This window comes from Caulobacter segnis (genome assembly GCF_029543125.1).
Taxonomy (GTDB): domain Bacteria; phylum Pseudomonadota; class Alphaproteobacteria; order Caulobacterales; family Caulobacteraceae; genus Caulobacter; species Caulobacter segnis_D.
This window is the reverse complement of record NZ_JARQWW010000003.1, coordinates 701,866-725,422: the sequence shown is the minus strand read 5'-3', so window position 1 is coordinate 725,422 and position 23,557 is coordinate 701,866. Positions and strand designations below refer to the sequence as shown.

Here is a 23,557-nt window from a genome sequence, read left to right as displayed (position 1 = left end):
TCACGGTTCGATTGCGGCGGCGCCGAGCGTTGGATAAGGCGGCTTATTAGAAGGAGCCCGCCATGGCTGGAATCACTGATCTGGATCACCTGATCCGTAGCATGGAGCCGGTGCTCCAGCCGAACACCTATGTCTTCGTGTCCGTGCCGAAGCTTCCGCCCAACAACGGCCTGGAGCCGGTGATGGTGTTTCGCGAAGCCGAGGGGGTGACGCTCATCCTGGAGCAGGCGGCTGCCTCATCCGCCGGCCTTGAGGGCGTATTTGCGTCGCGGATGATCACGCTCAGTGTTCACTCGTCGCTGGAGGCCGTCGGCTTCCTGGCCGCGATCACCGCCAAGCTGGCGAAGGCCGGCATGGGCGTGAACCCGGTGTCGGCCTTCCACCATGATCATCTGTTCGTTCCCGCCGATCGGGCGGAGGAAGCGATGACCCTGTTGCGGGAGCTGGCGGCTACGCGCTGACCAGGAACGACAGCTGTCGTTCGGAGGTGTTGGCGCGGCCTTCGGCGATCTCACGGTCCAGCAGGCGGGTGGGGTACTCGCCGGTGAAATAGTGATCGGTGAATTGCGGGTTCAGCGGATCGCGCGCGCCGGCTTCCAGCGCCCAGTACAGGCCGTCGATGGAGAGGAAGCCGAGGCTGTCCACCTCCAGCAGCTTCACCATCTCTTCCATGGTCTTGGTGGCGGCCATCAGCTGGTCACGCGACGGCATGTCGATGCCGTAGAAATCGGGCCACAGGATCGGCGGCGATGCGCTGCGCAGGTGGACTTCCTTGGCGCCGGCCTCGCGGACCATGCGGACAATCTTCAGCGAGGTGGTGCCGCGGACGATGGAGTCGTCGATCAGCACCACGCGCTTGCCTTCCAGCACCGCGCGGTTGGGGCTGTGCTTCATGCGCACGCCGAGTTCGCGGACGCCCTGGGTCGGCTGGATGAAGGTGCGGCCCACGAAGTGGCTGCGGATGATCCCCAGCTCGTAGGGGATGCCGCTCTCTTGGGCGTAGCCGAGGGCGGCGGGCACGCCGCTGTCCGGCACCGGCACGACCACATCGGCCTCGACGGCGCTGTCCTGGGCCAGGCGGCGGCCCATGCGCTTGCGCACCTCATAGACCGAGCGGCCGTCGACCACGGAGTCGGGACGGGCGAAATAGACGTACTCGAAGACGCAGGGGCGGGCCTTCTGCGCTGGGAACGGACGCAGGGATTGGATGCCTTTTTCGGAGATGACGACCATCTCGCCGTTCTCGATGTCGCGCACGAACTTGGCGCCGATCATGTCGAGGGCGGCGGTCTCCGAGGCCAGAACGGCCTTGCCGTTCAGATCGCCCAGAACCAGCGGGCGGATGCCCAGCGGGTCGCGCACGCCGATCAGCTTCTTGTGGGTCAGGGCCACCAGGGCGTAGCCGCCCTCAAGCTGCTGGATCGCGTCGATGAAGCGATCGACGAACTTGGCCTTCCGCGAACGGGCCAGCAGGTGAAGGATCACCTCGCTGTCCGAGGTCGACTGGAAGATGGCGCCGTCGCTGACCAGGCGTTCGCGCAGGTGCAGGAAGTTCGTCAGGTTGCCGTTGTGGGCCAGGGCGACACCGCCAGCCTGAAGATCGGCGAACAGCGGCTGGACGTTGCGGATGAAGCTGCCGCCGGCCGTGGAGTAGCGGGTGTGGCCGATGGCGGCCGTGCCGGGTAGGCGATCCACCAGGTCATTGCCGCCGAAGGCCTCGCCCACATGGCCCATGTGGCGTTCGGTGTGGAAGCGCTGGCCGTCGAAGGCCGCGATGCCGCAGGCCTCCTGACCCCGGTGCTGCAGGGCGTGCAGGCCAAGCGCGGTGATCGCCGAGGCGTCCGGCGTCCCGAAGACGCCGAAGACGCCGCATTCGAGGCGCAGGGCGTCGTCATCCGGATCGCGGCCGCCGTGCTGGGCGTACACATCCGACACGAAGCGGTCAGAGGACTGCGGGTTCATCGGGATTTCTCCACCAGATCATCGACGCTTCGCCGTTGGTCGGCGTCATAGCCTTCATCACGGGCGCCGTCGCGCACCGCTTTCTCAATGGCTGGAGCCAGTTGTCCGGCCATCTTACCGCCTTTCGGCGCGAAACTCTTCAGGGCCTTGCCGCTGACTTCCGACAGCGGCCACAGGGCCGAATTGGTCACCCAACGCGGGGTGCGGTCCTCCGGCGTCGCCGCGTGGAACACCAGGTTGAACGCACCAAGCACAACGAGCGCCCGGATCAGGCCGAAGCCGACGCCGATCGAGCGGTCGAGCATACCTAGGGATTGGGTGTCATGAATCCGCTGCGTCAAATTGGCGCCGACGAGGCGCAGCAGGATGTAGAGGATCACGAACACGACCAGCACGGCCGCTGTGGTTCCAGCCCAGGACGGCTCGATGAAGCCGCGGAACAGGGGGCCGGTGAAGCGCAGGCCGAATATCGCCGCGCCGCCCGCGATCAGCAGGGCGCCCATGGTCACCAATTCGCGCATGGCCCCGCGGGCGAACCCGATGGCCCCCGACACCAGCAGGATCAGGGCGGCGATGACGTCGAAGGCGGTCACGATCCGGTCAGCTCCAGGCCTGGTCGCCGATGCGGCGGATGGCGTCGGTCAGTCGCGAGGCGCTATTGATCGACACGGGCGATACGTCCGGCAGACCTGCGGCGGGCGTCAGGGCGCGACCGAAGCCCAGCTTCGCGGCTTCCTTCAGCCTCGATTCCATGCGGCTCACAGGTCGAACTTCTCCAGACAGGCTGATCTCGCCAAAGACCACGCAGTCCTGCGGCAAGGCCGCTTCCAGCGCCGAGGAGGCCAGAGCCGCCGCCGCCGCCAAATCCGCCGCCGGTTCGGTGATCCGAAGTCCGCCGGCGACGTTCAAATAGACGTCACGATCGCCAAATCCAAGGCCGCATCGCGCTTCAAGCACCGCGAGCACCATGGCGAGGCGTCCGGAATCCCATCCGACCACGGCGCGGCGAGGCGTTCCATATGCAGATGGCGCCACAAGCGCCTGAAATTCCACGAGAACGGGGCGAGAGCCCTCAATGCCGGCGAACACCGCCGCGCCGGCCGCGCGTTCGCCGCCGTCATTGAGGAAGAGGGCGGAGGGGTTGCGGACTTCACGCAAGCCGGCGTCGCCCATCTCGAACACGCCGATCTCGTCGGTGGCGCCGAAGCGGTTCTTGGCCCCGCGCAGGATGCGGAACGGGTAGCCGCGCTCACCCTCGAAGGCGAGGACGGCGTCGACCAGATGCTCGACCACACGGGGGCCTGCGATCTGGCCGTCCTTGGTCACATGTCCGACCAGGATGATGGCCACGCCCTGTTTCTTGGCGAGCCGCACCAATTCCTGGGCGCAGGAGCGGACCTGGGTGACCGAACCGGGTCCCGCCTCGTGGGCGTCGCTCCACATGGTCTGGATGGAGTCGATGATGACCAGGTCGAAGCGATCGCGCTTCAGACCGTCGAGAATTTGGCGAAGGCCTGTCTCGGCAGCCAGCTTGACCGGAGCCTGGGCCAGGCCCATGCGGCCGGCGCGGCCGCGGATTTGTTCCACCGCCTCTTCCCCGCTGATGTAGGCGCAGGACACGCCGCGGAGGGCGGCGCTGGCGCAGACCTGCAGCAGCAGGGTGGACTTGCCGACGCCCGGATCGCCGCCCAGCAGGATGGCGCTGCCTGGAACGACGCCGCCGCCGCAGACGCGGTCGAACTCGTCGACGCCGGTGGCGATGCGGGGCGGGGTGGGGTTTTCGCTTTCAAGCCCCTCGAAGGCGAGGCCTCGGACGGCCTTGGCGCTCTTGCTTGGCGCCAGGCTGCCGGGCGGGCGGCTCTGCACTTCCTCGACCAGGCTGTTCCAGACGCCGCAGGCGGGGCATTGCCCAGACCACTTGGTCTGAACCGCGCCACAGGACTGGCAGGCATAGACGGCGCCGTCGCGGGCCATGGACGCTCCTGATTCGACCTCAGCGGATGATAGCGCCGACGTCAGGCCTCGCCGATATAGCGGCGGGTTGCGCGCAAACTAAGGCGAGTGAGCACCTCATAGGCGCTGATCCCCCCGGCGTGGGCGGCGTCGTCCACGGTGATGTTGGGGCCTACCAGTTCAACCATCGCGCCGGGCTCGGCCTCGTCGCAGCCGGTGACGTCGATCGCCAGAAGATCCATGGAGATACGGCCAAGAATCCTGCGTTTCCCATTGGCGAACCAGGCATTTCCGCTCCCGGCCGGGGTGCGGGGCAGGCCGTCTGCGTAGCCCGCCGCCAGGACGGCGATCTTTACCGGCCGCACTGCGGTGAAGGTGGCGCCGTAGCCCACCGTCTCACCCGCCGGCACGTCGCGCACCTGAAGGATCGGGGCGTGCAGGCTGGCCACCGGCTTCAGGCGGCTGTCGGTTTTACCATTCGGACTTGCGCCGTAGAGGCTGAGGCCCGGACGCACCAGGTCGAAGCCGTAGGCCACGCCGAGGAAGACGCCGGCAGAGTTGGCCAGGCTGCCCTGCGCGGCGGGAAACAGGCCACGAACGGTCCGAAAGCGCTCAAGCTGAGCGGCGCTCATCGGATTATTGGGGTCGTCGGCGCAGGCCAAGTGGCTCATCACCAGGGCGACGTCCATCTTCGAAAGCTTGGCGCGGTTCTTGGCCAAGGCGCGGGCGTCCTCCAGGCGCAGGCCGAGGCGGTTCATGCCCGTATCCACGTGCAGGGCCGCCTCAAGCCAGCGCTGGTCGCCGTAGGTGATCCAGTTCTCCACCTGGGCCAGGCTATTGAGCACCGGGATCAGGCGCGACGCCATCAGGCGAGGGCCGTCGGCTGGGCCGGTCATGCCGTCGAGGACGTAAATCGAGGCGTCTCGCTCCCCAAGAGCGCGCCTCAGGGTCTGGCCTTCCGCCAGGCGCGCCACGAAGAAGCTGCGGCAGCCTTCCTTCCACAGGCGCAGGCCGACAGCTTCGGATCCCATGCCATAGGCGTCGGCCTTCACCGCCGCGCCGGTTTCGGCGGCGCCGGCGAAGTGCTTCAGGACGCCGTAGTTGTAGGCGAGGGCGTCCAGGTCGACGGTGAGTGTGGTGTCGGTCACGAGGCGGGCTTAGCACCCAAGGGTCGAGTCTTAGAAGCGGCTTGCATCAAGCGGCCGGCGTTATGTCCGGCCGTCCTGTCGTCACTCTTCGGAGCCACGGGCCTGATGGAAGAAGTGATCGCGCGCCAGGTTGCCGAAGCGGGTGGTGTCGCTGTTGAACGACAGCTTCACCGTGCCGATGGGACCGTGACGTTGCTTGGCGATGATCACTTCGGCGAGGCCCTGGAGCTTGTCCATCTCCTCCTGCCAGGTCAGGTGCTCGGGCGTGCCTTCGCGCGGCTCGGCGCGGCCGACGTAATAGGACTCGCGGTACACGAACCACACCATGTCGGCGTCCTGTTCGATCGAACCGGATTCACGAAGGTCGGAAAGCTGCGGACGCTTGTCGTCGCGCTGTTCGACCTGACGGGATAGCTGCGAGAGAGCGATGACGGGAACGCTAAGTTCCTTGGCCAAGGCCTTGAGGCCCATGGTGATTTGGCTGACTTCCTGAACCCGGTTTGCGTTCGCGCCAAGGTCGGAGCCGGTGACCAGCTGCAGGTAGTCGACGATGATCAGATCGAGGCCGACCTGACGCTTCAGGCGACGCGCCCGGGCGGTCAGCTTGGCGATGGAGAGACCACCAGTGGCGTCGATGTAGAGCGGCGCCTCCTGAATCTCCATGGCCGCGTCGCGGACGCGTCCGAACTCCGAAGCGTCGATCTCACCCTTGCGGAGGCGGTCGCCCGAAACGCCGGAGGCGTCGGCCAACATACGAAGCGCCAGCTGCTCGGACGACATTTCGAGTGAGTAGAAGGCCACCACGCCGCCGTTGACCGTCTTGCGCGTGCCGTCCGGCTGGGGCTCCCAGGCATAGGCCTTGGCCACGTTGAAGGCGATGTTGGTGGCCAGCGCCGTCTTACCCATCGAGGGGCGGCCGGCGAGGATGATCAAGTCGGACGGGTGCAGGCCGCCGACCTTGGCGTCCAGGTCGATCAGGCCGGAGGAGACGCCGGCCAAACCGCCGTCGCGGCTGTAGGCCTCGGCCGTCATCTCCACCGCGCCGCGCAGGGCGTCGGAGAACGAAACGAAGCCGGTGGACGGACCGCCGCTTTCAGCCAGGCCGTAGAGTTGCTGTTCCGCCTTTTCGATCTGCTCGCGAGCGGCGAGGTCGGCGTCGCTGGTGGCCGCGTGGGCGATATCGCCGCCGATGCGGATCAGGTCGCGGCGCAGGGCCAGATCATAGATGACTCGGGCGTAGTCCGACGCGTTCGCCGCCGGCGGGGCGCGGTCCACGAGGTCGGCCAGGTAGCGCACGCCGCCCAGCTCCTGGAACGCTGGATCGTTCTTGAAGACGTCGGCGAGCAGAATGGGGTCAGCCAGCTGGCCCTTGCGGATATGCGTTTCCAGCGACTGGAAGAGGCGCGAGTGGAAGGGCTCGTAGAAATGGCTGGCGTTCAGTTGGTCGCTCAGCCGCTCATAGGCCGCGTTGTCGTAGAGCAGGCTGCCCAGCAGGGCCTGTTCGGCTTCGATATTCGAAGGCGCAGTCGCCACGGCGATGTCGTTCGTCGGGCGCAGGTCGAGGGCGGGAGCGATAGCCATCGGAATGTTTTAACGGATCGGAAATGCACCCGCCTGCGGCGTGTGAGCGCGATCCACAAACAATGCTCCGGCTGTGGATAACCCCACGGCTCGGTGTTTCGCATGATGGGAACAGAAAAGGCCGGGCGACTTTCGACCGCCCGGCCTTCCTTAGTTCTATCGCTTGTCCACCTTAGAAGGTGGCGGTGAACTTCGCGTAGTAGAAGCCGCCTTGCCAGTCGACGAGGGTGTCGGAACGGTAGATGCGGCCGTTGGTGCCGGACTCGCCGGTCCTGTCCGGGTCAGGGTACTTGTCGAAGATGTTCCGGGCGCCGAGCGTCAGGCGATAGTTCTCCGTGACGTCGTAGCTCGCCTCAGTGTCGACCTGGATGACCGGATCCCATTTCTGGACGATCGGGTTGGCGACGCTGAACATGTTCTTGTACGGGCCCCAGACGTTGGCCCGGCCCATCAGGGTGAACTTGCCCATCGAATGGGTGGCGGTCAGGGCGCCGCGCCAGCGGGCGGTGGCGTTCTCGTAGTCGTGGACGTACTCGCCGTCGAAGAAGGCCGCGACCTTGTCCACCTTCGGCTTGTTGTAGTTGAAGCTGCCCATCAGGTTTGTGGACTGGCCGTTCTCCCAGTTGAACCGATAGGTCGCCACCACATCGAGGCCGCGGATCGAGCTGTCGAAGGCGTTTTGGAAGAACTGCACCTGGCCGATGGTGTCGGCGCCGGGCACGCCGGCGGCGATGAGCTGGGTGCGGATCGCCGGCGTCACGGTGATCGGGGTCACCGCGTAGAACATGTCCTTGATCTTGATGTAGTAGGCGTCGACCGTCAGGTTCAGGCCGTCGAACAGCGTGGCGGTGAAGCCGAGCGAGAAGTTGGTCGACTTCTCGGGACCGAGCTCCTCGGCGCCCAGGAACTGAGACACCGCGTTGCTGGCCGGGAACAAGCCCGAGGCGATGGTCAGGCCGTTCTCGACGCGGGTGGACACGTTGGTCGTGAACAACTGGCCAGGCGTCGGCGCCCGGAAGCCGGAACCGACCGAGCCGCGCAGGCCGAAGGTCGGGGTGATCTTGAACATCGCCGCGACCTTGCCGTCGAGGGTCGAACCGAAGTCCGAGAAATCCTCCGCGCGCACGGACGCCTGGACGAACAACTGCTCGGTCAGGTCGGTGGAGGCGTCGACATAGACGCCATAGCTGTCACGCGACAGCTTGCCCGAATAATCCGGGGAGTAGCCGGGGAAGCCGTTCGAGCCCACGGCCAGCGAGGTGTAGACCGGATCGTTAGCCACGGCGCAATTGATGCCCATGTTCTGCGGCGCGGTTGGGCGCAGGGTGCGGGACGCGACGGCCGTTTCGTTGGTGCAGAAGTCGAACGGATCGGCCACCGACCAGCGACCGGCCTGATAGGACGGCACGTCGCCGGTGATGATCTTGTAGGTCTCCTTGCGGTATTCGCCGCCGAAGGCCACCGAGATTGGCTCGGGCGTGAAGCCGCCCAGCTCGTAGACGAAGTCGGCATTGACGGCCGCTTCCTGCGAGATCAGGTCGCCCGGATGGAATTCCTCCGGCGAGGCCGGACCCATCGACGGGTTCATGGTGTCGGTCAGCTTGTAGGCGATCTTGTTGTAGCCGAAGCGACCACTGAAATCGTAGCTGAGCTTGTCCGTGAAATCGCCTTTCCAGCCGCCGGTGACGCTGTAGTCGGTGACGTCGCCGAAGAACTGGGGCGTGAAGCCGCCCGGCCAGTACGTGGCGAAGCGGAAGATCGAGCCGTCCTGCAGGCGGATCGGGTTGTCGAGCTGGGCCTGGCCCATGGCCGGGAAGCGGTAGTTGAAGTCTTCCTTGGCGTGGCTCTTCGAGTAGTTGGCGAAGAGATAGAGCTTGGAGCCGCCGCTCAGTTCGAGGCCCGAGTTCAGGAAGCCGCGGATGGCTTCCGATTCCGGTTGTCCCCACTTCTGCACGACGGGGCGCTTCACGTTGGCGGCGAAGACCGGATTGCTGGCGGCGTAGGTGTCGACGCAGAAGCCGGTGGGCACGTTGGGAATGCCGACGTTGCAGTACTGGCGGCCACGCGAAGTCGGTTGGTCTGTGGTGTATTCGAAGGACAGGTTGACGAAGCCGTTCTCGGTCAGCGGCATGCCGATGTTGCCGGCTACCAGAATGCCTTCACCGTCCTTCTCGTAGTACTGGCCGGCCTGGGCGACGAGCATGCCGCCTTCGGCGTCGTCCTTGAGGATGAAGTTGATCACGCCAGCGATGGCGTCCGAACCGTACTGGGCGCCGGCGCCGTCGCGCAGAACTTCCACTGACTTCAAGGCCGTGGACGGGATGGTGGCGGCGTCGGCCGCTTGCGAACCGTCGCCGCCGATGGTCACCAGGGCCGCCCGATGGCGCCGCTTGGAGTTGATCAGCATCAGCGTCTTGTCGGTCGACAGACCACGCAGCGAGGCCGGGCGGATGAAGGTGGCGCCGTCGGAGATCGGCTGACGCGCGATAGTGTAGGACGGCACCAGGGTCTTCAGCACGTCGTTGGTGTCGGAGAAGCCGGTCGCCTTGATGTCTTCGGCGCTGAAGGAATCGATCGGGACAGGTGAATCCTGGACCGTCCGCGGCTTGCCGCGCGAACCGGTGACGACGACTTCTTCGATCACGTCGCTTTGGGCCAGGGCGGCCGAAGCCATGGACAAGACAGCAGCCGTCGAGATGCCGGCCAGCAGGCCGACACGAAGCATTGAATTTCGCACTATGAACCCCCTCTGCTCTTGCAGTTTCACGCACGCTTGCGGGGTTTCGGCGCGGCGTGTGCCGTGCGGACCTCGAAACCCCAAACCCAACAAAACAACTGGGCCCTCGGCGTCTTCGCGCCGTGGAGCGGTACGAACACTTCCTGGAACAAGGTCCCGCGGCTGCAGCAGCGGGGGTACGCCTCCCGAAGTTCAGGAGAACATGGGTTGCGGATGGGGCGAGAATTTCCGCATGGGCGCCTTTGCGGAAAATGTCACAAAGGCATGGATAGCGTTGTTTTTCAGCACGCTTGGAATGGATCGCGCATCATTCCTAGGCGCCAATCTGCGCTTGAGGGCTGAAAACGAAAAACGGCGCGGGCAGGACCCGCGCCGTTCTCAGTTCGCTTGCTGCAGCAAGGGTTAGGCGTATTCGCCTTCCTGCTGGCCGGCGCCGCCTTCGAGGAGGTCGGCGGCGGCTTCGTCAGCCGCGGCGCGTTCTTCTTCGAATTGCGAGGCGATGACGTTCTCGCCGCGCTCTTGGCGGTCAGCTTCGTCCTGGCTGCGCGCGATATTCAGCTTCACGGTGATGGTGACTTCCGCGTGGAGCTTCACCTTCACTTCGTGGACGCCGAGCGTCTTGATCGGCTTGTCCAGCACGACCATCGAACGTTCGATCTTGCCGCCTTCGGCGTTCACGGCGTCAGCGACGTCGCGGCCGGAGACCGAGCCGTACAGCTGGCCGGTTTCACCAGCCGAACGGATCATCACGTACGAGGCGCCGTCCAGAGCTTCACCGGCCTTGGAGGCGGTGTCGCGGTTGGCGGCGTTGCGCTTTTCGATTTCGGCGCGCTGGGCGTCGAAAACCTTTTGGTTGGCCGAAGTGGCGCGCAGGGCCTTCTGGCGCGGCAGCAGGAAGTTACGGGCGTAGCCGTCCTTCACCGTCACCGTGTCGCCGAGCGAACCCCAGCCTTCGACGCGTTCGAGCAGAATGACTTTCATCGTGGCGTCTCCCTTACTTCACGACGTAGGGGAGCAGAGCCAGAAAGCGGGCGCGCTTGATGGCCTTGGCCAGTTCGCGTTGCTTCTTGGCCGACACCGCGGTGATGCGCGACGGCACGATCTTGCCGCGTTCAGAGACGTAACGCTGCAGCAGCTTCACGTCCTTGTAGTCGATCTTCGGAGCGTTGGCGCCGGAGAACGGGCACACCTTGCGGCGGCGGAAGAACGGGCGGCGGGCGCCAGCGGCCGGAGCGGCGGCTGCACCCGTTTCGGGAGCGGTCGTATCGGTCATGATCTCAATCTCCCTTAAGCTTGCGGCGCGTAGTCGTCGCGACGTTCACGGTCGCGGTCGCGGCGAGCCAGAACCGGGGACAGTTCCAGGTCGAGTTCCTCGACGCGGACGGTCAGGGTGCGCAGCACGTCTTCGTTCAGAGACAGCTGGCGTTCCATTTCCTTCACCGCCGCCGCCGGAGCGTCGATGGCGAGCAGGGAATAGTGACCCTTGCGGTTCTTCTTGATGCGGTAGGTGAGGTTGCGAAGACCCCAGTACTCGATCTTGGCGATCGAGCCGCCTTGTTCTTCGATAAGAGCCTTGAGCTGGTCGTTCAGGGCTTCGGCCTGCTGCGGCGAGATGTCTTGCCGAGCGATGACCACGTGTTCGTAAAGAGCCATGGTTTCCTTCTTCCGGGTTTGGAAGGCGGCGCGTCCGACGGCGGAAGTCCGTCGGAAACGATGGATCCTGCGCGAGCTGGGGGAGTATCCCGACCCCGGTGAACCGGAGCCCTGCGAAAGACCGCCTTCCGTGAGAACGCGCGCATCTACACGGGGAAGGTCGGAAATGCAAGTTTTCTCAGCAGTTGCGGCTGAGAATGCGCTCGGGTTCAACTCTCGGTCGAATTCGACTCGAGGGGCCTCATGAAACGCATTCTATCCATCGCCGCAGCCTGCGTCATGCTCGCCGCGGCCATGCCGTCCGCCGCCCAGGCGCCCGCGTCGCCGCGGTCGCTTGAGTTGGCCCGCCGTTACGTCGCCGCGCTGGACATGGACAAGACCATGGACGCGATGATGAAGGGCATGCTGCCCGCCATGATCGACGGCATGGTCAAAAGACATCCGAACATGTCCCGCGAGCAGCAGCAGATCGTGATGGAGACTGCGGCTGAGAGCACCGCCGCGATGATGCCGAAGATCCTCGACGCCTATGTGCCGGTGATGGCGGATGTCTTCACCGAGCAGGAGCTTGAGGCGCTTGTCGTCTTTTACGAAAGCCCGACGGGCCGATCGATCACCGGCAAGCTGCCTAAGATGGGCCCAGCCATGGGAAAGATCATGTCGGACATCATGCCCCAGATGCAGTCGGACATGTTGGAGCGCCTCTGCTCAAAAATTGACTGCAAGGCGCTGCAGACGACGAATCCGCCCACCGGAAGCTGACCTTAGAGCCTTCGTGTGCTAGAGGCGGTTCATGGGCAGGGCTTTACGCAGCTTGGGTTTGGGGCTTGCGGCGTCGTTGATCGGCGCGGCGGCTTCGGCCGGCGTCCTGTCGCAGAAGCCCGCGCTTTCCGTGTCCGCCGCCAATGGCGACCTGACCGGCTATTCGGCCGCCCAGACCCTCGATATGTCGCGCGTTATGGGCGGGGACGCCTCATTCACGGCCAAGGTGAACGGCAACCCCGACTCGGCGACCTACGGCCTCGATTTCCGGGTGACGGAGCGGACCAGCTACACCCGCGATGAGACCCAGTCCCTGTCGTTCGGGGCCAGCTGGAATGAAACCGAGGCGGCGCTGCGTTCGTCCATGGGGCGCCGGATGGGGTTCGGCCTTGTGCCGTCGGCCAATTTCCTGCGCCTGTCCATGGACATGAATGCGCTGCAGCCCATGGCGCCGGGCGGGGAGGCTGTCGGCCGCGCCGACATTTCATCTGCCCTGACCCTCGGCGGTCGTCCGGTGGGCTCTTTCGCCATAGGGGCGGGGAATCGCGGCGAGGAGCGGGTCGCCGTCAGTTTCACGCGCCCGCTGCAGCTGCCGGCGGAGTTCATTCTGAGCACCCAGGAACGCAATGACGGCCCGCCGGATCAGCGAGTCGTCATGCGCCTGCTCAAGGTCGACTGGTAGGCCCTACTTCTTGGCCTTCAGATCCTGCGCGGCCTTCAGGGTCAGCTTGATGTGATCCACGGGGTTCATGTCGCTGTGGACGAAGGCGACCTTGCCGTTCTTGCCGATCACGTAGGAGGTGCGGTCCGACAGGTCCGGCTTCAGCGCCAGCACGGCGTCATAGGCCTTGATGGTGTCCTTGCTGACCGCCGCCACCGGGAACTTGTCGCGGCAGGCTTCCTTGGAGAAATCCGCCAGACGGTCGGTGTTGCCGGCGGTGACGCCGATCAGGGTCGCGCCGGCCTTGCTGAAGTCGTCGGCGGCCTCCGCGAACTCGTGCGCTTCGATCGTGCAGCCCTTGGTGAAGGCCGAGGGGAAGAAGTACAGCACGACCGGGCCCTTCTTGAGGGCGTTCGCCAAGTGGAACTTGAACGGCTTGCCGGCCAGTGCGCCGTCGGCGGTGAAATCGGGAGCCTTGGCGCCCACGGGCAGGGCGGCGAAGGCGGGGCTGGCGACGGCGGTGATCAGCGCGGCGTAGGCGAGCAGGCGTTTCATGGATTTCCTCCTAGGAAAGCTCAACCTAGCGCGGCTGTCGGCTGGTGGAAATCCGTCGAAACTTGCCCCAAGGACCGCTTTACCCTAACCCTCCCGGCCGGATTCCATAAGGAGCGAGGCCCATGAGCATCGCCTTCATCTTCCCCGGACAAGGCAGCCAGGCCGTTGGCATGGGCGCAGAACTGGTCGACGCGTTCGGCGCGGCGCGGGAAGTCTTTCAGGAAATCGACGAGGCGCTGGGCCAGTCGCTGTCCAAACTGATGCGTGAAGGTCCCGAAGGGGCCCTGACCCTGACCGAGAACGCCCAGCCGGCTCTCATGGCCGTCAGCCTGGCGGTCATGCGCACGCTGGAACGTGAGTTCGGCGTCGGGATCGACAAAGCCGCCTTCGTGGCCGGCCACAGCCTGGGCGAATACTCCGCCCTGGCCGCGGCCGGGGCGATCAGCATCGCCGACACCGCGCGTCTGCTGAAGCTCCGTGGTCAGGCCATGCAGCGCGCCGTGCCGGTGGGCGAGGGGGCCATGGCCTCCCTGATCGGCCCCAAGACCGACGTCGCCCTGGCCGAGGAAGCTGCCGCGGCGGGCGCCGAACTGGGCGTCTGCGTCGTGGCCAACGACAACAACCAGGGCAATGTGGTCATCAGCGGCGCCAAGGCGGCTGTGGACCGCGCCATCGAGAAGGCCAAGGAGCTGGGCGCGCGGGCTATCCCGCTGAATGTCTCCGCGCCTTTCCATTGCCCGCTGATGCAGCCCGCCGCCGACGAAATGGCTCAAGCGCTGGCCGCCGCCACGATCGCTGCGCCGCGCGCGCCGCTGGTGGCCAATGTCACCGCCCGTCCGGTGCATGACCCGGAAGAGATTCGCCGTCTGCTCGTCGAACAGGTCACCGGCCGCGTTCGTTGGCGCGAATCGATGCTGTGGCTGGCCGGCGAGGGCGGCGTGACCCGTTTCGCCGAGGCTGGCGCCGGAAAGGTGCTGTCCGGCATGGCCAAGCGGATCGCCCCGGACGCCGAAGCCGTTCCGCTCAACACGCCGGCTGATCTCGAAGCCTTCGCCCAATCCCTCTGAGGACACACAGAATGTTCGATCTTTCCGGCAAGACCGCCCTGGTCACGGGCGCCACGGGCGGCATCGGCGGGGCCATCGCCCGCGCCCTGCATGCCGCCGGCGCGCACGTCGTGCTCTCCGGCACCCGTCAGGAAGCCCTGACGGCCCTGGCCGGGGAGTTGGGCGAACGCACCAGCACCGTCGCCGCCAACCTGTCTGATCCCGCCGCCGTGGACGGCCTGATCGGCGCCGCCGAAGAAGCCGCCGGCACACCGGTGGACATCCTGGTCGCCAATGCGGGGATCACCCGCGACGGCCTGCTGCTGCGCATGAAGGACGAGGACTGGGAGACGGTCCTGAAGGTGAACCTGGAGAGCTATTTCCGCCTCTCCCGCGCCGCCATGAAGGGCATGATGAAGCGCCGCAACGGCCGCATCATCGGCATCACTTCGGTGGTCGGCGTGACCGGCAACCCCGGGCAGGCCAACTATGCCGCGTCCAAGGCCGGCATGATCGGCTTCTCCAAGGCGGCCGCTCAGGAAGTGGCCAGCCGCGGCGTGACCATCAACTGCGTGGCGCCCGGTTTCATCGAAAGCCCGATGACCGACGCCTTGAACGAGCAGCAGAAGGCCACCATCATGAGCTCGATCCCCGCTGGCCGTCTCGGCCAGGGGGGCGACATCGCCGCCGCCTGCGTGTATCTGGCGAGCGACGAGGCGGCCTACGTCACCGGTCAGACCCTGCACGTCAACGGCGGCATGGCGATGATCTAAGTCGAGGGCTTTGCTAGTCACCCCGAAAGGAACGTGATAGCGAGTGCCCCGAAGATTCCCGTGGCGTATGGCCTCCCAGCCTTTCGCCACGTCCTAAACAGTCACTAGAGGGACTAGAACTTATATGTCCGACATTCTCGAGCGCGTCCGTAAGATCGTCATCGAGCACCTCGACGCCGATCCGGAAAAGGTCACCGAGAAGGCCAGCTTCATCGACGACCTGGGCGCTGACTCCCTCGACAACGTCGAGCTGGTCATGGCCTTCGAAGAAGAATTCGACATCGAAATCCCGGACGACGCGGCTGAGCACATTCAGACCGTTGGCGACGCCGTGAAGTTCATCGCCGAGAAGACCGGCTCGTAAGGAGCCTGTCGGTCTCGCGACCGTCGTTTCGCCGCCGCGCTGCATCGGGCATTGTCCGGCGCAGCGCGGCGGTTTTCGTTTCGGCCCGCGATTTCTTTGGGTCGGCCAATCAACAGGGTTGGGAGTTTTGAAGCATGCGTAGGGTTGTCGTCACGGGAATGGGTCTTCTGACCCCTCTGGGCCAGGGCGTTGAACTGAGCTGGGAAGGCATCGTCGCAGGCAAGTCCGGCGCCGGTAAGATCACGGCCTTCGATACGACCGACTATGCTTGCCAGGTGGCCTGCGAGGTCCCGCGCGTCGATGGACGTGGCGGCGGCGGCGCGGACGTGCCCGGCTCCTTCGACCCGGACAAGACGCTGAGCCCCAAGGATCAGCGCCGCGTCGACGATTTCATCCTGTACGGCATCGCCGCCGCTGACGAAGCGGTGAAGGACGCCGGCCTCGAAGCGGTCGAGGACGAGGACCTGAAGGAGCGCATCGGGGTCATGATCGGCTCCGGCATCGGCGGCCTGGCGACCATCGCTGACACGGCCATCGAACTGAAGGAGCGCGGCCCGCGCAAGGTCAGCCCGTTCTTCATCCCGTCGGCTCTGATCAACCTGATCTCTGGCCAAGTCTCGATCCGCTATGGCTTCAAGGGCCCGAACCACGCGGTGGTCACCGCATGCGCCACCGGGGCGCACGCCATCGGCGACGCCATGCGCCTGATCCGCAACGGCGATGCGGACGTGATGGTGGCCGGCGGCGCGGAAGCCGCCATCTGCCCGATCGGCATCGCCGGCTTCATTGCCTGCCGCGCCATGTCCACGGAATTCAACGACACGCCGCAGAAGGCTTCGCGTCCCTATGACAAGGACCGCGACGGCTTCGTCATGGGCGAAGGCGCCGGCATTGTCGTGCTGGAAGAGTATGAGCACGCCAAGGCGCGCGGCGCGAAGATCTACGCCGAGGTGATCGGCTATGGCCTGTCGGGGGACGCCTATCACATCACCGCTCCGTCCGAGGACGGCGACGGCGGCTACCGCGCCATGAAGGCCGCGCTGAAGAGCGCCGGCATCCAGGCGAGCGATGTGAACTACATCAACGCCCATGGCACCTCGACCATGGCCGACGGCATCGAGGCCGGGGCGGTGGAGCGCCTGCTGGGCGATCATGCGGCAAACGTGGCCATGTCTTCGACCAAGTCCATGACCGGGCACTTGCTGGGCGCCGCCGGGGCCATCGAGGCGATCTTCTCGATCCTCGCTATCCGCGACCAGGTGGCGCCGCCGACCATCAATCTCGACAATCCCGCCGTCGATACGAAAATGGATCTCGTGCCGAACAAGGCCAAGCCGATGAAGATCGACGTGGCTGTGTCCAACAGCTTCGGCTTTGGCGGCACCAACGCCTCGGTCGTGTTCCGACGGGTCTCGTGAGCCGACGTCCCGCCGCGAAGAAGCGGGCGGGCAAGTCCCGCCCCGGCAAGCCGCGCCCGCTTCCCAGGAACCGCGCTGTTGCGGTCAGGGGCGGGGCAGCCCTCGGCGCCCTGGTCCTGGTCGCGCTGCTGATCGCCGCCGCCGGCCTTTGGATCTATGCCGGCCCCGGCCCGAAGGCGAAATCGGGTGAGGTGACGACGGTGGTGCTGCGCAAGGGCGCTGGCCTGTCATCGATCGCCCGGACGCTCGAGCAAGAGGGCGTGGTCCGCTCCAGCGCTATCTTTCTGACAGCCGCCCAGTTCACGGGCGGGTCCCGTTCGCTGAAGGCGGGCGAGTATGAGTTCGCCTCCGGCGCGTCCATGTCCTCGATCTTGCAAGCTATCCGCGACGGCCGCATCGTCCGCCGTCAGGTGACGATCCCCGAGGGCATGACGGCCGAGATGGTCGTCGACATCCTGAACGCCCAGCCGGCCCTGACCGGCGTCGCACCGACCCCGCCGGAAGGCTCCGTCCTGCCGGAAACCTACGACATTCAGCGCGGCGAAGACCGCGCCGCCGTCCTGCAGAGGATGATGACCGCCCACGGCGAACTGATGGCGACCCTCTGGGAGCAGCGTCAGCCGGGGCTGCCGTTCACGACCCAGCAGGAAGCGATCACCCTGGCCTCCATCGTCGAAAAGGAGACTGGGATCGCTTCGGAGCGTCCGCAGGTCGCCGCGGTGTTCGTCAACCGCCTGCGCAAGGGCATGCGGCTGGAGAGCGACCCCACGATCATCTACGGCCTGACCAAGGGAAGGCCCCTGGGGCGTGGCCTGCGCGCCTCTGAAGTCGCCAGCGACACCCCATACAACACCTATCGGATCGCCGGCCTGCCGCCGACCCCGATCGCCAATCCGGGCCGCGCGGCCATCGCCGCCGTGCTGAATCCGCCCAGGTCGGACGCATTGTTCTTCGTGGCCGACGGCACGGGCGGGCACGTCTTCGCGGCGACCTATGACGAGCATTTGCGCAACGTCGAGAAGTGGCGGCGCATCGAGCGCGAAAGGGCTGCGCAATGATCAGCGGCATGACTGGTTTCGCCCGGGCCGAAGGCGCGCTCGGCGCCTGGACCTGGGCCGTGGAAGCCCGCTCGGTGAACGGCCGCAATCTTGAGACCCGATTCCGTGGGCCTCCGGGTTTCGACGCCCTGGACCGGGCTGCGCGCGAAGGCAGTCAGGCGCGGTTCCAGCGCGGCCAGGTGACCATTGGCGTCACCGCCAAGCAGGCGGACGCCGCGGGCCAGATCAGCGTCAACATCGCCCAGCTGGAGCGCTACCTCTCCGCCGGTCAGCCCTATGTGGCCACCGGCTTGGCCGAGAAGCCGCGTCTGGACGGTCTGCTGGCGCTCAAGGGCGTGCTTGAGAGCGCGGAGGAAGGCGAGGACGCCGAGGCCAAGGCCGCCATCGAGCAGGCCATGGCCGCGTCTCTGGCGGTGGCCCTGGACGGTTTGAAGGCCGCGCGGGGCGAGGAGGGCAGGGCCTTGACGCCGGTTCTCACCGGACTGGTCGATCGGATCGAGGCGCTGGTCGCCTCCGCCGAGAAGGAGGCTGCTGTCCAGCCCGCCGCTCTGAAGGACAAGCTGGCCAAGCGCATGGCCGAACTGCTGGGCGACAACGTCTCCGAGGAGAAGATCCTGCAGGAGGCCGCGGCCTTGGCTCTACGCGCCGACGTGCGCGAGGAGCTGGACCGTCTGGCGGGCCACATCGCCTCCGCCCGCACTCTGCTGACCGGCGACGGCGCCGTCGGCCGAAAGCTGGACTTCCTGACCCAGGAGTTCATGCGCGAATCCAACACGCTGTGCTCGAAGTCGGGCAGCACGGCCTTGACCGCCATCGGCCTGGACCTCAAGGCCACGGTCGATCAGTTCCGCGAGCAGGTCCAGAATGTCGAATAGCCAGAACCATCCCACCCGCGGCCTGATGATGATGGTCGTGGCGCCGTCCGGCGTCGGCAAGACCTCGCTGACCCGCCGTCTGGTCTCCGACCATTCCGACCTGCACCTGTCGATCAGCGCCACCACGCGCGAGCCGCGCGCCGGCGAGCACGAGGGGCGCGACTATCACTTCGTCAGCCACGAGACCTTCGACGATATGGTCTCGAAGAACGCCTTCCTCGAATGGGCGGAGGTTCATGGCAACAAGTACGGCAGCCCCCGTGCGCCGATCGAGGAAGCCCTGGCCCGTGGCGAGAGCGTCCTGTTCGACATCGACGACCAAGGCGCCTTCCAGGTCTGCGAACAGGCCCGCGCCGATTGCGTGATGGTCTACATCCTGCCGCCGTCCATCGCCGAGATGAACCGCCGCCTGCACACCCGCTCCACCGATAGCGACGAGACGATCCGCCGCCGCATCGCGCGGGCCAAGACCGAGATCGCCAACTGGCAGGCCTTCGACTACGTCCTGCTGAACGACGACTTCGACCGGGCCTATTCGGACCTGGCGCACGTCTATCACGCCGAGCGTCTGAAGCGTTCGCGCGGTGTGTGGATCGAAGACTTCATCCAGAACCTGCTGGACGAACCGCTGCCCTAGCCGGCGTGCGGCATGGCCAGCATCCAGACGGCCATGGCGACCATCATCACGTTCTCGGTCAGCGAGATGAAGCCCAGCGGCACATTGCTGTCGCCGCCTACGCACGCGCATTTCAGCTCGCGCTTGTCGATATAGACCGCCTTGAACACCGACACCGCGCCAACGCCGCCGATGAACAGGGCGATGGGGGCGGAGAGCCAGGTCAGAGCGCCGGCGATCATCAGCACCCCGGCCAGGCCTTCCGCGAACGGGTAGATGTAGCCGTAAGGCACCCATCGCTTGGCCAGCAGGTCGTAGTTCAGGAACATGCTGGAGAAGCTCTCCACGTTCCGCAGCTTCTGGATCGCCAGCACGCACATGCTGAAGCCGATGAACCATTCAGCGGCGCGGATCGTCAGGGGAGAGCCCGCGACGGCGTAGCTGGCGCCCATGGCCATCAGGGCCGTCACCGCGAACAGCGCCAGTACAGGTGTATAGGTCAGCGCCTTGGGATCGCGGATCTTTCGCCCGAAATGGCGACGCAGATCGTCGTAGCCGCCGATCCTGACCCCATCGATGAAGCTCTGAGGCGTGGTCTTCACCTCGTGCTCGGCCTTGAAGGCGTCGGTCTCCGCACGGGTGGTCAGCCAGCGGTCGTCAACCGTGAAGCCCTTGCTCCGCAGCAGATGCAGCGCCTTCAGACCGTAGGGGCACACATGATCCTTCATGACCATGCGGTAGAGAACGGCGTTGCGGGTCGACATGGGGCTTGTCTCCACTTGCGGGTCAACGGACCCGTCCCATGTACGGTCCGTACCGTGGTACGGAGTCAAGCATGGCCGCGACGACGATCTCAGGACTGGCCCGCGAGGGTGGCGTGGGGGTGGAGACCATCCGCTACTATCAGCGTCGTGGACTGCTTCCGACGCCGGATGGCGGAAGCGGCGTCCGGCGCTATGGCGACGAGGAGCGTCGGCGTCTGCTGTTCATCCGCTCGGCCCAGGCCGCGGGCTTCACCCTGGATCAGGTGGCGGAACTGCTGGCCCTGGATGCGGGTGAGGATCGAGAGCGGGCGAGGGCCTTGGCCCAGAGCCGCATCGCCGCCCTGGACGCCAAGATCGCCGAGCTGAAATCCGCGCGCGATGCGCTGAAGCGCTTGGCCAGGGACTGTGCGGCGACGGACGGGCCATGCCCGATCATCACCGCCTTTGAAGGGGGCTAGAGCGCGGCGGCCAAGCGCAGGAAGCCGTCCACGTCGATGGTTTCCGCTCGGGCGTCCGGCTCGATCCCGGCCCGTTCGCAGAGCTCGGCGCCGCCCAGGCTCTTGAGACTGGAGCGCAGCATCTTCCGGCGCTGGCCAAAGGCGGCGGCCGTCACCTTCTCCAGCGCCGACAGCAGAGCCGGAGCAGGCGGCGTCGCCAGCGGGACCAACTGCACCACGGCCGAAGCCACCTTGGGCGGCGGGGTGAAGGCGCGGGCCGGCAGGTCCATGACCACCCGGGCGTCGCACACGGCCTGCGAGATGACGCCCAGACGGCCGTAGGCGTCTGATCCAGCTTCCGCCGCCACGCGGTCGGCCACTTCCTTCTGGAACATCAGCGTCATGGAGGCGGGGCGGAAGGCGCCCGTCAGCCATTTGATCAGCAACGGCGTGCCGACGTTGTACGGCAGGTTGGAGGCGATCTTCGCCACCGGACCAAGTCCGCGCGCGGCCAGGAGGGCGGCTTCGTCAACTGTCGTAGCGTCAGCCTCGACCACATCCAGGCGGCCGTCGGCGGCGTCGGAAAGCTCGCCTAGCAGAGGCAGGAAGCGGGCGTCCTTCTCCACCGCGATGACGCGGGCGCCGGTCTCAAGCAGGGCGCGGGTCAGGCCGCCGGGACCGGGACCGACCTCGATCACCACGTCGCCTTCGCCGATGCCGCCCAGGCGGACGATCTTCCGGGTGACGTTCAGGTCGAGCAGGAAGTGCTGGCCGAAGCTCTTCTTGGCCATCAGACCATGCTCGGTCAGGGTTTCGCGCAGAGGCGGCAGGTCGGCGACGCTCATGCCGCGCTCCGTCGGACGGCGATCTGGTCGGCCAGATGGATCGCCTGGATCAGGCTGTCGGCCCGCGCCACGCCGCGCCCGGCGATGTCGAAGGCCGTGCCGTGATCGGGTGAGGTGCGGACGATGGGCAGGCCCAGAGTGACGTTCACCCCGCCCCAGAAATCCAGCATCTTCACCGGGATCAGGGCCTGATCATGATACATGCAGATCACGGCGTCGTAGCGCTGGCGCGCCTCGGCGTGAAACAGCGTGTCGGCGGGGGATGGGCCGCGCGCGTCGATGCCGTATTCGCGCAACGCCTTCACCGCCGGGGCGATGATTTCGATCTCCTCGCGACCAATGCCGCCGTCCTCGCCCGCATGGGGGTTGAGGCCGGCCACGGCGAGGCGTGGCGTTTCGATCCCGAAATCGTCTTTCAGGGCCTGGGCCGTCACGCGGGCGATGGAGACGATCTGCTCGACGCTCAGGGCGGCCGGCACAGCGGCGATGGGCGTGTGGATGGTCACCAAGCTGACCCTCAGGTCGCCCGCCGTCAGCATCATCACCGGACCGCGCGGGCCGTTGAGAGGCGCGCCCGCCGTCAATTCGGCGAGGAATTCGGTGTGGCCAGGAAACTTGAAGCCGGCCTCGTATAATGGCGCCTTGGCGATGGGGGCGGTGACCACACCCCTGACCTGTCCGGAGAGAGCCAGGCCCGCCGCCGTCTCGATCCAGCGGATGATGGCCGAGGCGTGGGCGCTGTCAGGCCGTCCCGCGACAACGGCGGTCTGCAAGGGAAGGTCCAAGACAGGCAGGGCCTGTGAAAAGACCTCCAGCGCCTGGCCGGGACCGGTGACGGCGCGCACCGGCGGCGCGCCGGAAGCTGCGCGCAGCGATTGGGCGTCGCCCACAACCATGAAGGCGGGACCGCTGTTGCGAAGCTCCGCCCACGCCTTGGCGACGATCTCGGGGCCTACGCCGGCGGGATCGCCAAGAGAGAGCGCGAGCGGCTTGGTGATCAACGGGTCTCGATCGTCGCCGAATTGCGCAGATCGCGCAGGGTGCGCTTGGAGATCAGCGACAGCTGCTGGCCGCGCAGGCGATTCTCGATCTGGTCGTGCGACGGGGCGTTCTGGCCGCCCTGCTTCTTGCCGCAGACCGCCACGATGTGCAGGCCGGCGTCGGTGCGGATCGGGGCCGACAGCTGACCGACCTGAAGCGTGCGGGCCGCTTCCTGGAAGGCGGGCGCCAGGTCCTTGATCTCGGCTTCGCCCAGATCGCCGGCGATGACGCCGTCCATGGCGGCGGCGGCCGGCTCCAGTGCGGAGCAGCTGTTCACCTGACCACGCAGCTCGTTGAGCTTGGCGTTGGCGGCGGCGACCTCCGATTCCGGCGCGTCGGCGGGCAGGGTCACGGCCGCCTGCTTCAGGTCGACCATCAGCGAGTCGGCGCCGGAGCGCTTGTTGCGCAGGAAGATGATGTAGACGCCGTCCTTGACCGGGATCGGCGCGGAGAGCTGGCCTGGACGCAGGGTCGCCAGGGCGGCGTCCACTTCCGGCGGCATCTCCCCGGCCGAAACCCAGCCGGCGTCGCCGCCGTTGGCGGCCGTGGCGGCGGCGGAGAACTGGCGGGCGACGGCCGGGAAGGGCGCTCCCTGCTGCATCTGGGCGACGAGCTGGGCGGCGCCGTTCATGGCCACGTCCATGCCGCCGACGCGGGCGGCGTCGAGGAAGACCTCCCCGACTTGGTACTGCGGCTTGCTGGTCGCTTCGGCCAGGCGCTGCTGGAAGGCGGAGATCTGGTCTTCGCCGATGCGCAGGCGCGAGCCATAGCGGCCGGAGATGTAGTTCTGCCAGCTCTGCTCGGCGCGGAGCTGTTCGCGGAATGTCTGCGCGCCGACGCCCTGCGCCGACAGCGAGGCCAGAAGCTGTTCGGACGAGATGTTGTTGCCGCGGGCGACGTCGGCGATCTCCTGATCGACCTCCTTGTCCGTGGCGATGATCTCGGTCTTGTTCTGCTTCTCGATCCGACGGAGTTCCTGGATCTGCAGCCGTTCGTCGACCAGCGAGCGCATGGCCTCGGCCTGCAGCTGCGGCAGGGTCTCCTGGGTGGGCTGCACGCCAGAGGTCACCATCAGCAGGCGCATGCGCTGCATCAGGTCATAGGTAGACACCAGATCGTCATTGACGATGGCGGCGATGCTCTCGGCCAGGGGCTGGGGAGCCTGAGGGGCCGCCTCCGCCGGGGCCGGAGCGGCCGCCTGTTCCTGAGCGGAAGCCGCCGCGACGTTCAGGGCGAGCACCGAAGCCGCCGCCAACGTCAGGCTCATCACACTACGCGCCAACCGCATGGATGTTGTCGTTCCTCTCG

At 66.4% G+C, this 23,557-nt stretch carries 25 protein-coding genes; 11 read left to right on the top strand and 14 right to left on the bottom strand.

Annotated features, from left to right (window positions below; all coding sequences use genetic code 11):
• Positions 1-62 precede the first annotated feature (62 nt).
• A complete protein-coding gene (locus P7B02_RS12555; RefSeq protein ID WP_277786679.1) occupies positions 63-461 on the top strand; it encodes an ACT domain-containing protein in 399 nt (132 codons plus the stop codon).
• On the opposite strand, the gene purF is transcribed toward P7B02_RS12555, so the two are convergent.
• From purF to rpsF, 9 genes are all read right to left on the bottom strand, one after another.
• Entirely contained in the window at positions 451-1,962 is a 1,512-nt protein-coding gene (purF, locus tag P7B02_RS12550; RefSeq protein WP_277786678.1) for an amidophosphoribosyltransferase, read from the bottom strand. The two genes, P7B02_RS12555 and purF, sit on opposite strands and share 11 nt — an antisense overlap.
• A complete protein-coding gene (locus P7B02_RS12545; protein ID WP_277786677.1) occupies positions 1,959-2,555 on the bottom strand; it encodes a CvpA family protein in 597 nt (198 codons plus the stop codon). Before P7B02_RS12545 ends, purF begins: the two co-directional genes overlap by 4 nt.
• Before the next feature lie 7 nt (positions 2,556-2,562).
• Positions 2,563-3,936: a DNA repair protein RadA gene (radA, locus tag P7B02_RS12540; RefSeq protein WP_277786676.1), complete on the bottom strand. Its 1,374-nt coding sequence runs from the start codon at positions 3,934-3,936 to the stop codon at positions 2,563-2,565.
• A gap of 41 nt (positions 3,937-3,977) precedes the next feature.
• A complete protein-coding gene (gene alr / locus P7B02_RS12535; protein ID WP_277786675.1) occupies positions 3,978-5,063 on the bottom strand; it encodes an alanine racemase in 1,086 nt (361 codons plus the stop codon).
• 81 nt (positions 5,064-5,144) lie between these two features.
• Positions 5,145-6,650 (bottom strand): replicative DNA helicase, encoded by a 1,506-nt coding sequence (locus tag P7B02_RS12530; protein ID WP_431355813.1) that lies wholly within the window; start codon positions 6,648-6,650, stop codon positions 5,145-5,147.
• Positions 6,651-6,816: 166 nt separating this feature from the next.
• A complete protein-coding gene (locus P7B02_RS12525; protein WP_277786673.1) occupies positions 6,817-9,369 on the bottom strand; it encodes a TonB-dependent receptor plug domain-containing protein in 2,553 nt (850 codons plus the stop codon).
• 414 nt (positions 9,370-9,783) lie between these two features.
• Entirely contained in the window at positions 9,784-10,362 is a 579-nt protein-coding gene (gene rplI / locus P7B02_RS12520; protein WP_277786672.1) for a 50S ribosomal protein L9, read from the bottom strand.
• A 13-nt stretch (positions 10,363-10,375) separates the two neighbouring features.
• The gene (gene rpsR, locus P7B02_RS12515) at positions 10,376-10,654 is read right to left on the bottom strand and encodes a 30S ribosomal protein S18 (protein ID WP_277786671.1); all 279 of its coding nucleotides are present in this window, start codon (positions 10,652-10,654) and stop codon (positions 10,376-10,378) included.
• 14 nt (positions 10,655-10,668) lie between these two features.
• Positions 10,669-11,034 carry a 30S ribosomal protein S6 gene (gene rpsF, locus P7B02_RS12510; protein WP_277786670.1) on the bottom strand — a complete coding sequence of 122 codons (366 nt, stop codon included), beginning with the start codon at positions 11,032-11,034 and terminating at the stop codon, positions 10,669-10,671.
• 279 nt (positions 11,035-11,313) lie between these two features.
• Here rpsF and P7B02_RS12505 point away from each other — a divergent pair, with 279 nt between their 5' ends.
• On the top strand, positions 11,314-11,796 hold the full coding sequence (locus P7B02_RS12505; protein ID WP_277786669.1) for a DUF2059 domain-containing protein: 483 nt from the start codon (positions 11,314-11,316) through the stop codon (positions 11,794-11,796).
• A 31-nt stretch (positions 11,797-11,827) separates the two neighbouring features.
• Positions 11,828-12,478, top strand: a complete 651-nt coding sequence (locus P7B02_RS12500; protein WP_277786668.1) for a hypothetical protein — start codon at positions 11,828-11,830, stop codon at positions 12,476-12,478.
• A gap of 3 nt (positions 12,479-12,481) precedes the next feature.
• Here P7B02_RS12500 and P7B02_RS12495 read toward each other — a convergent pair whose 3' ends face one another.
• Positions 12,482-13,012: a peroxiredoxin gene (locus P7B02_RS12495; protein WP_277786667.1), complete on the bottom strand. Its 531-nt coding sequence runs from the start codon at positions 13,010-13,012 to the stop codon at positions 12,482-12,484.
• Positions 13,013-13,134: 122 nt separating this feature from the next.
• On the opposite strand from P7B02_RS12495, the gene fabD reads away from it, so the two are divergent.
• The 7 genes from fabD to gmk all read left to right on the top strand — a co-directional run bounded on the left by fabD (position 13,135) and on the right by gmk (position 19,183).
• Entirely contained in the window at positions 13,135-14,079 is a 945-nt protein-coding gene (fabD, locus tag P7B02_RS12490; protein WP_277786666.1) for an ACP S-malonyltransferase, read from the top strand.
• 11 nt (positions 14,080-14,090) lie between these two features.
• Positions 14,091-14,831 (top strand): 3-oxoacyl-[acyl-carrier-protein] reductase, encoded by a 741-nt coding sequence (fabG, locus tag P7B02_RS12485; RefSeq protein ID WP_277786665.1) that lies wholly within the window; start codon positions 14,091-14,093, stop codon positions 14,829-14,831.
• A 124-nt stretch (positions 14,832-14,955) separates the two neighbouring features.
• A complete protein-coding gene (locus P7B02_RS12480) occupies positions 14,956-15,195 on the top strand; it encodes an acyl carrier protein (RefSeq protein WP_277786664.1) in 240 nt (79 codons plus the stop codon).
• A gap of 134 nt (positions 15,196-15,329) precedes the next feature.
• Entirely contained in the window at positions 15,330-16,613 is a 1,284-nt protein-coding gene (fabF, locus tag P7B02_RS12475) for a beta-ketoacyl-ACP synthase II (RefSeq protein WP_277786663.1), read from the top strand.
• Positions 16,610-17,671 carry an endolytic transglycosylase MltG gene (gene mltG, locus P7B02_RS12470; protein WP_431355811.1) on the top strand — a complete coding sequence of 354 codons (1,062 nt, stop codon included), beginning with the start codon at positions 16,610-16,612 and terminating at the stop codon, positions 17,669-17,671. The genes fabF and mltG overlap by 4 nt, the downstream gene beginning before the upstream one ends.
• Before the next feature lie 8 nt (positions 17,672-17,679).
• Complete coding sequence (locus P7B02_RS12465; protein WP_277786662.1) at positions 17,680-18,546, top strand: YicC/YloC family endoribonuclease; 867 nt, start codon at positions 17,680-17,682, stop codon at positions 18,544-18,546.
• Positions 18,536-19,183, top strand: a complete 648-nt coding sequence (gene gmk / locus P7B02_RS12460; RefSeq protein ID WP_277786661.1) for a guanylate kinase — start codon at positions 18,536-18,538, stop codon at positions 19,181-19,183. Before P7B02_RS12465 ends, gmk begins: the two co-directional genes overlap by 11 nt.
• Here gmk and P7B02_RS12455 read toward each other — a convergent pair.
• Positions 19,180-19,926 carry a glutaredoxin family protein gene (locus P7B02_RS12455; protein ID WP_277786660.1) on the bottom strand — a complete coding sequence of 249 codons (747 nt, stop codon included), beginning with the start codon at positions 19,924-19,926 and terminating at the stop codon, positions 19,180-19,182. The two genes, gmk and P7B02_RS12455, sit on opposite strands and share 4 nt — an antisense overlap.
• Before the next feature lie 71 nt (positions 19,927-19,997).
• On the opposite strand from P7B02_RS12455, the gene P7B02_RS12450 reads away from it, so the two are divergent.
• On the top strand, positions 19,998-20,384 hold the full coding sequence (locus P7B02_RS12450; protein ID WP_277786659.1) for a MerR family transcriptional regulator: 387 nt from the start codon (positions 19,998-20,000) through the stop codon (positions 20,382-20,384).
• On the opposite strand, the gene rsmA is transcribed toward P7B02_RS12450, so the two are convergent.
• The 3 genes from rsmA to P7B02_RS12435 are packed head-to-tail and all read right to left on the bottom strand — an operon-like array spanning position 20,381 to position 23,516.
• Entirely contained in the window at positions 20,381-21,208 is an 828-nt protein-coding gene (gene rsmA / locus P7B02_RS12445) for a 16S rRNA (adenine(1518)-N(6)/adenine(1519)-N(6))-dimethyltransferase RsmA (RefSeq protein ID WP_277786658.1), read from the bottom strand. The genes P7B02_RS12450 and rsmA overlap by 4 nt on opposite strands.
• Positions 21,205-22,209: a 4-hydroxythreonine-4-phosphate dehydrogenase PdxA gene (pdxA, locus tag P7B02_RS12440; RefSeq protein WP_277786657.1), complete on the bottom strand. Its 1,005-nt coding sequence runs from the start codon at positions 22,207-22,209 to the stop codon at positions 21,205-21,207. The genes rsmA and pdxA overlap by 4 nt, the downstream gene beginning before the upstream one ends.
• On the bottom strand, positions 22,206-23,516 hold the full coding sequence (locus tag P7B02_RS12435) for a peptidylprolyl isomerase (protein ID WP_277786656.1): 1,311 nt from the start codon (positions 23,514-23,516) through the stop codon (positions 22,206-22,208). Before P7B02_RS12435 ends, pdxA begins: the two co-directional genes overlap by 4 nt.
• Positions 23,517-23,557 lie beyond the last annotated feature (41 nt).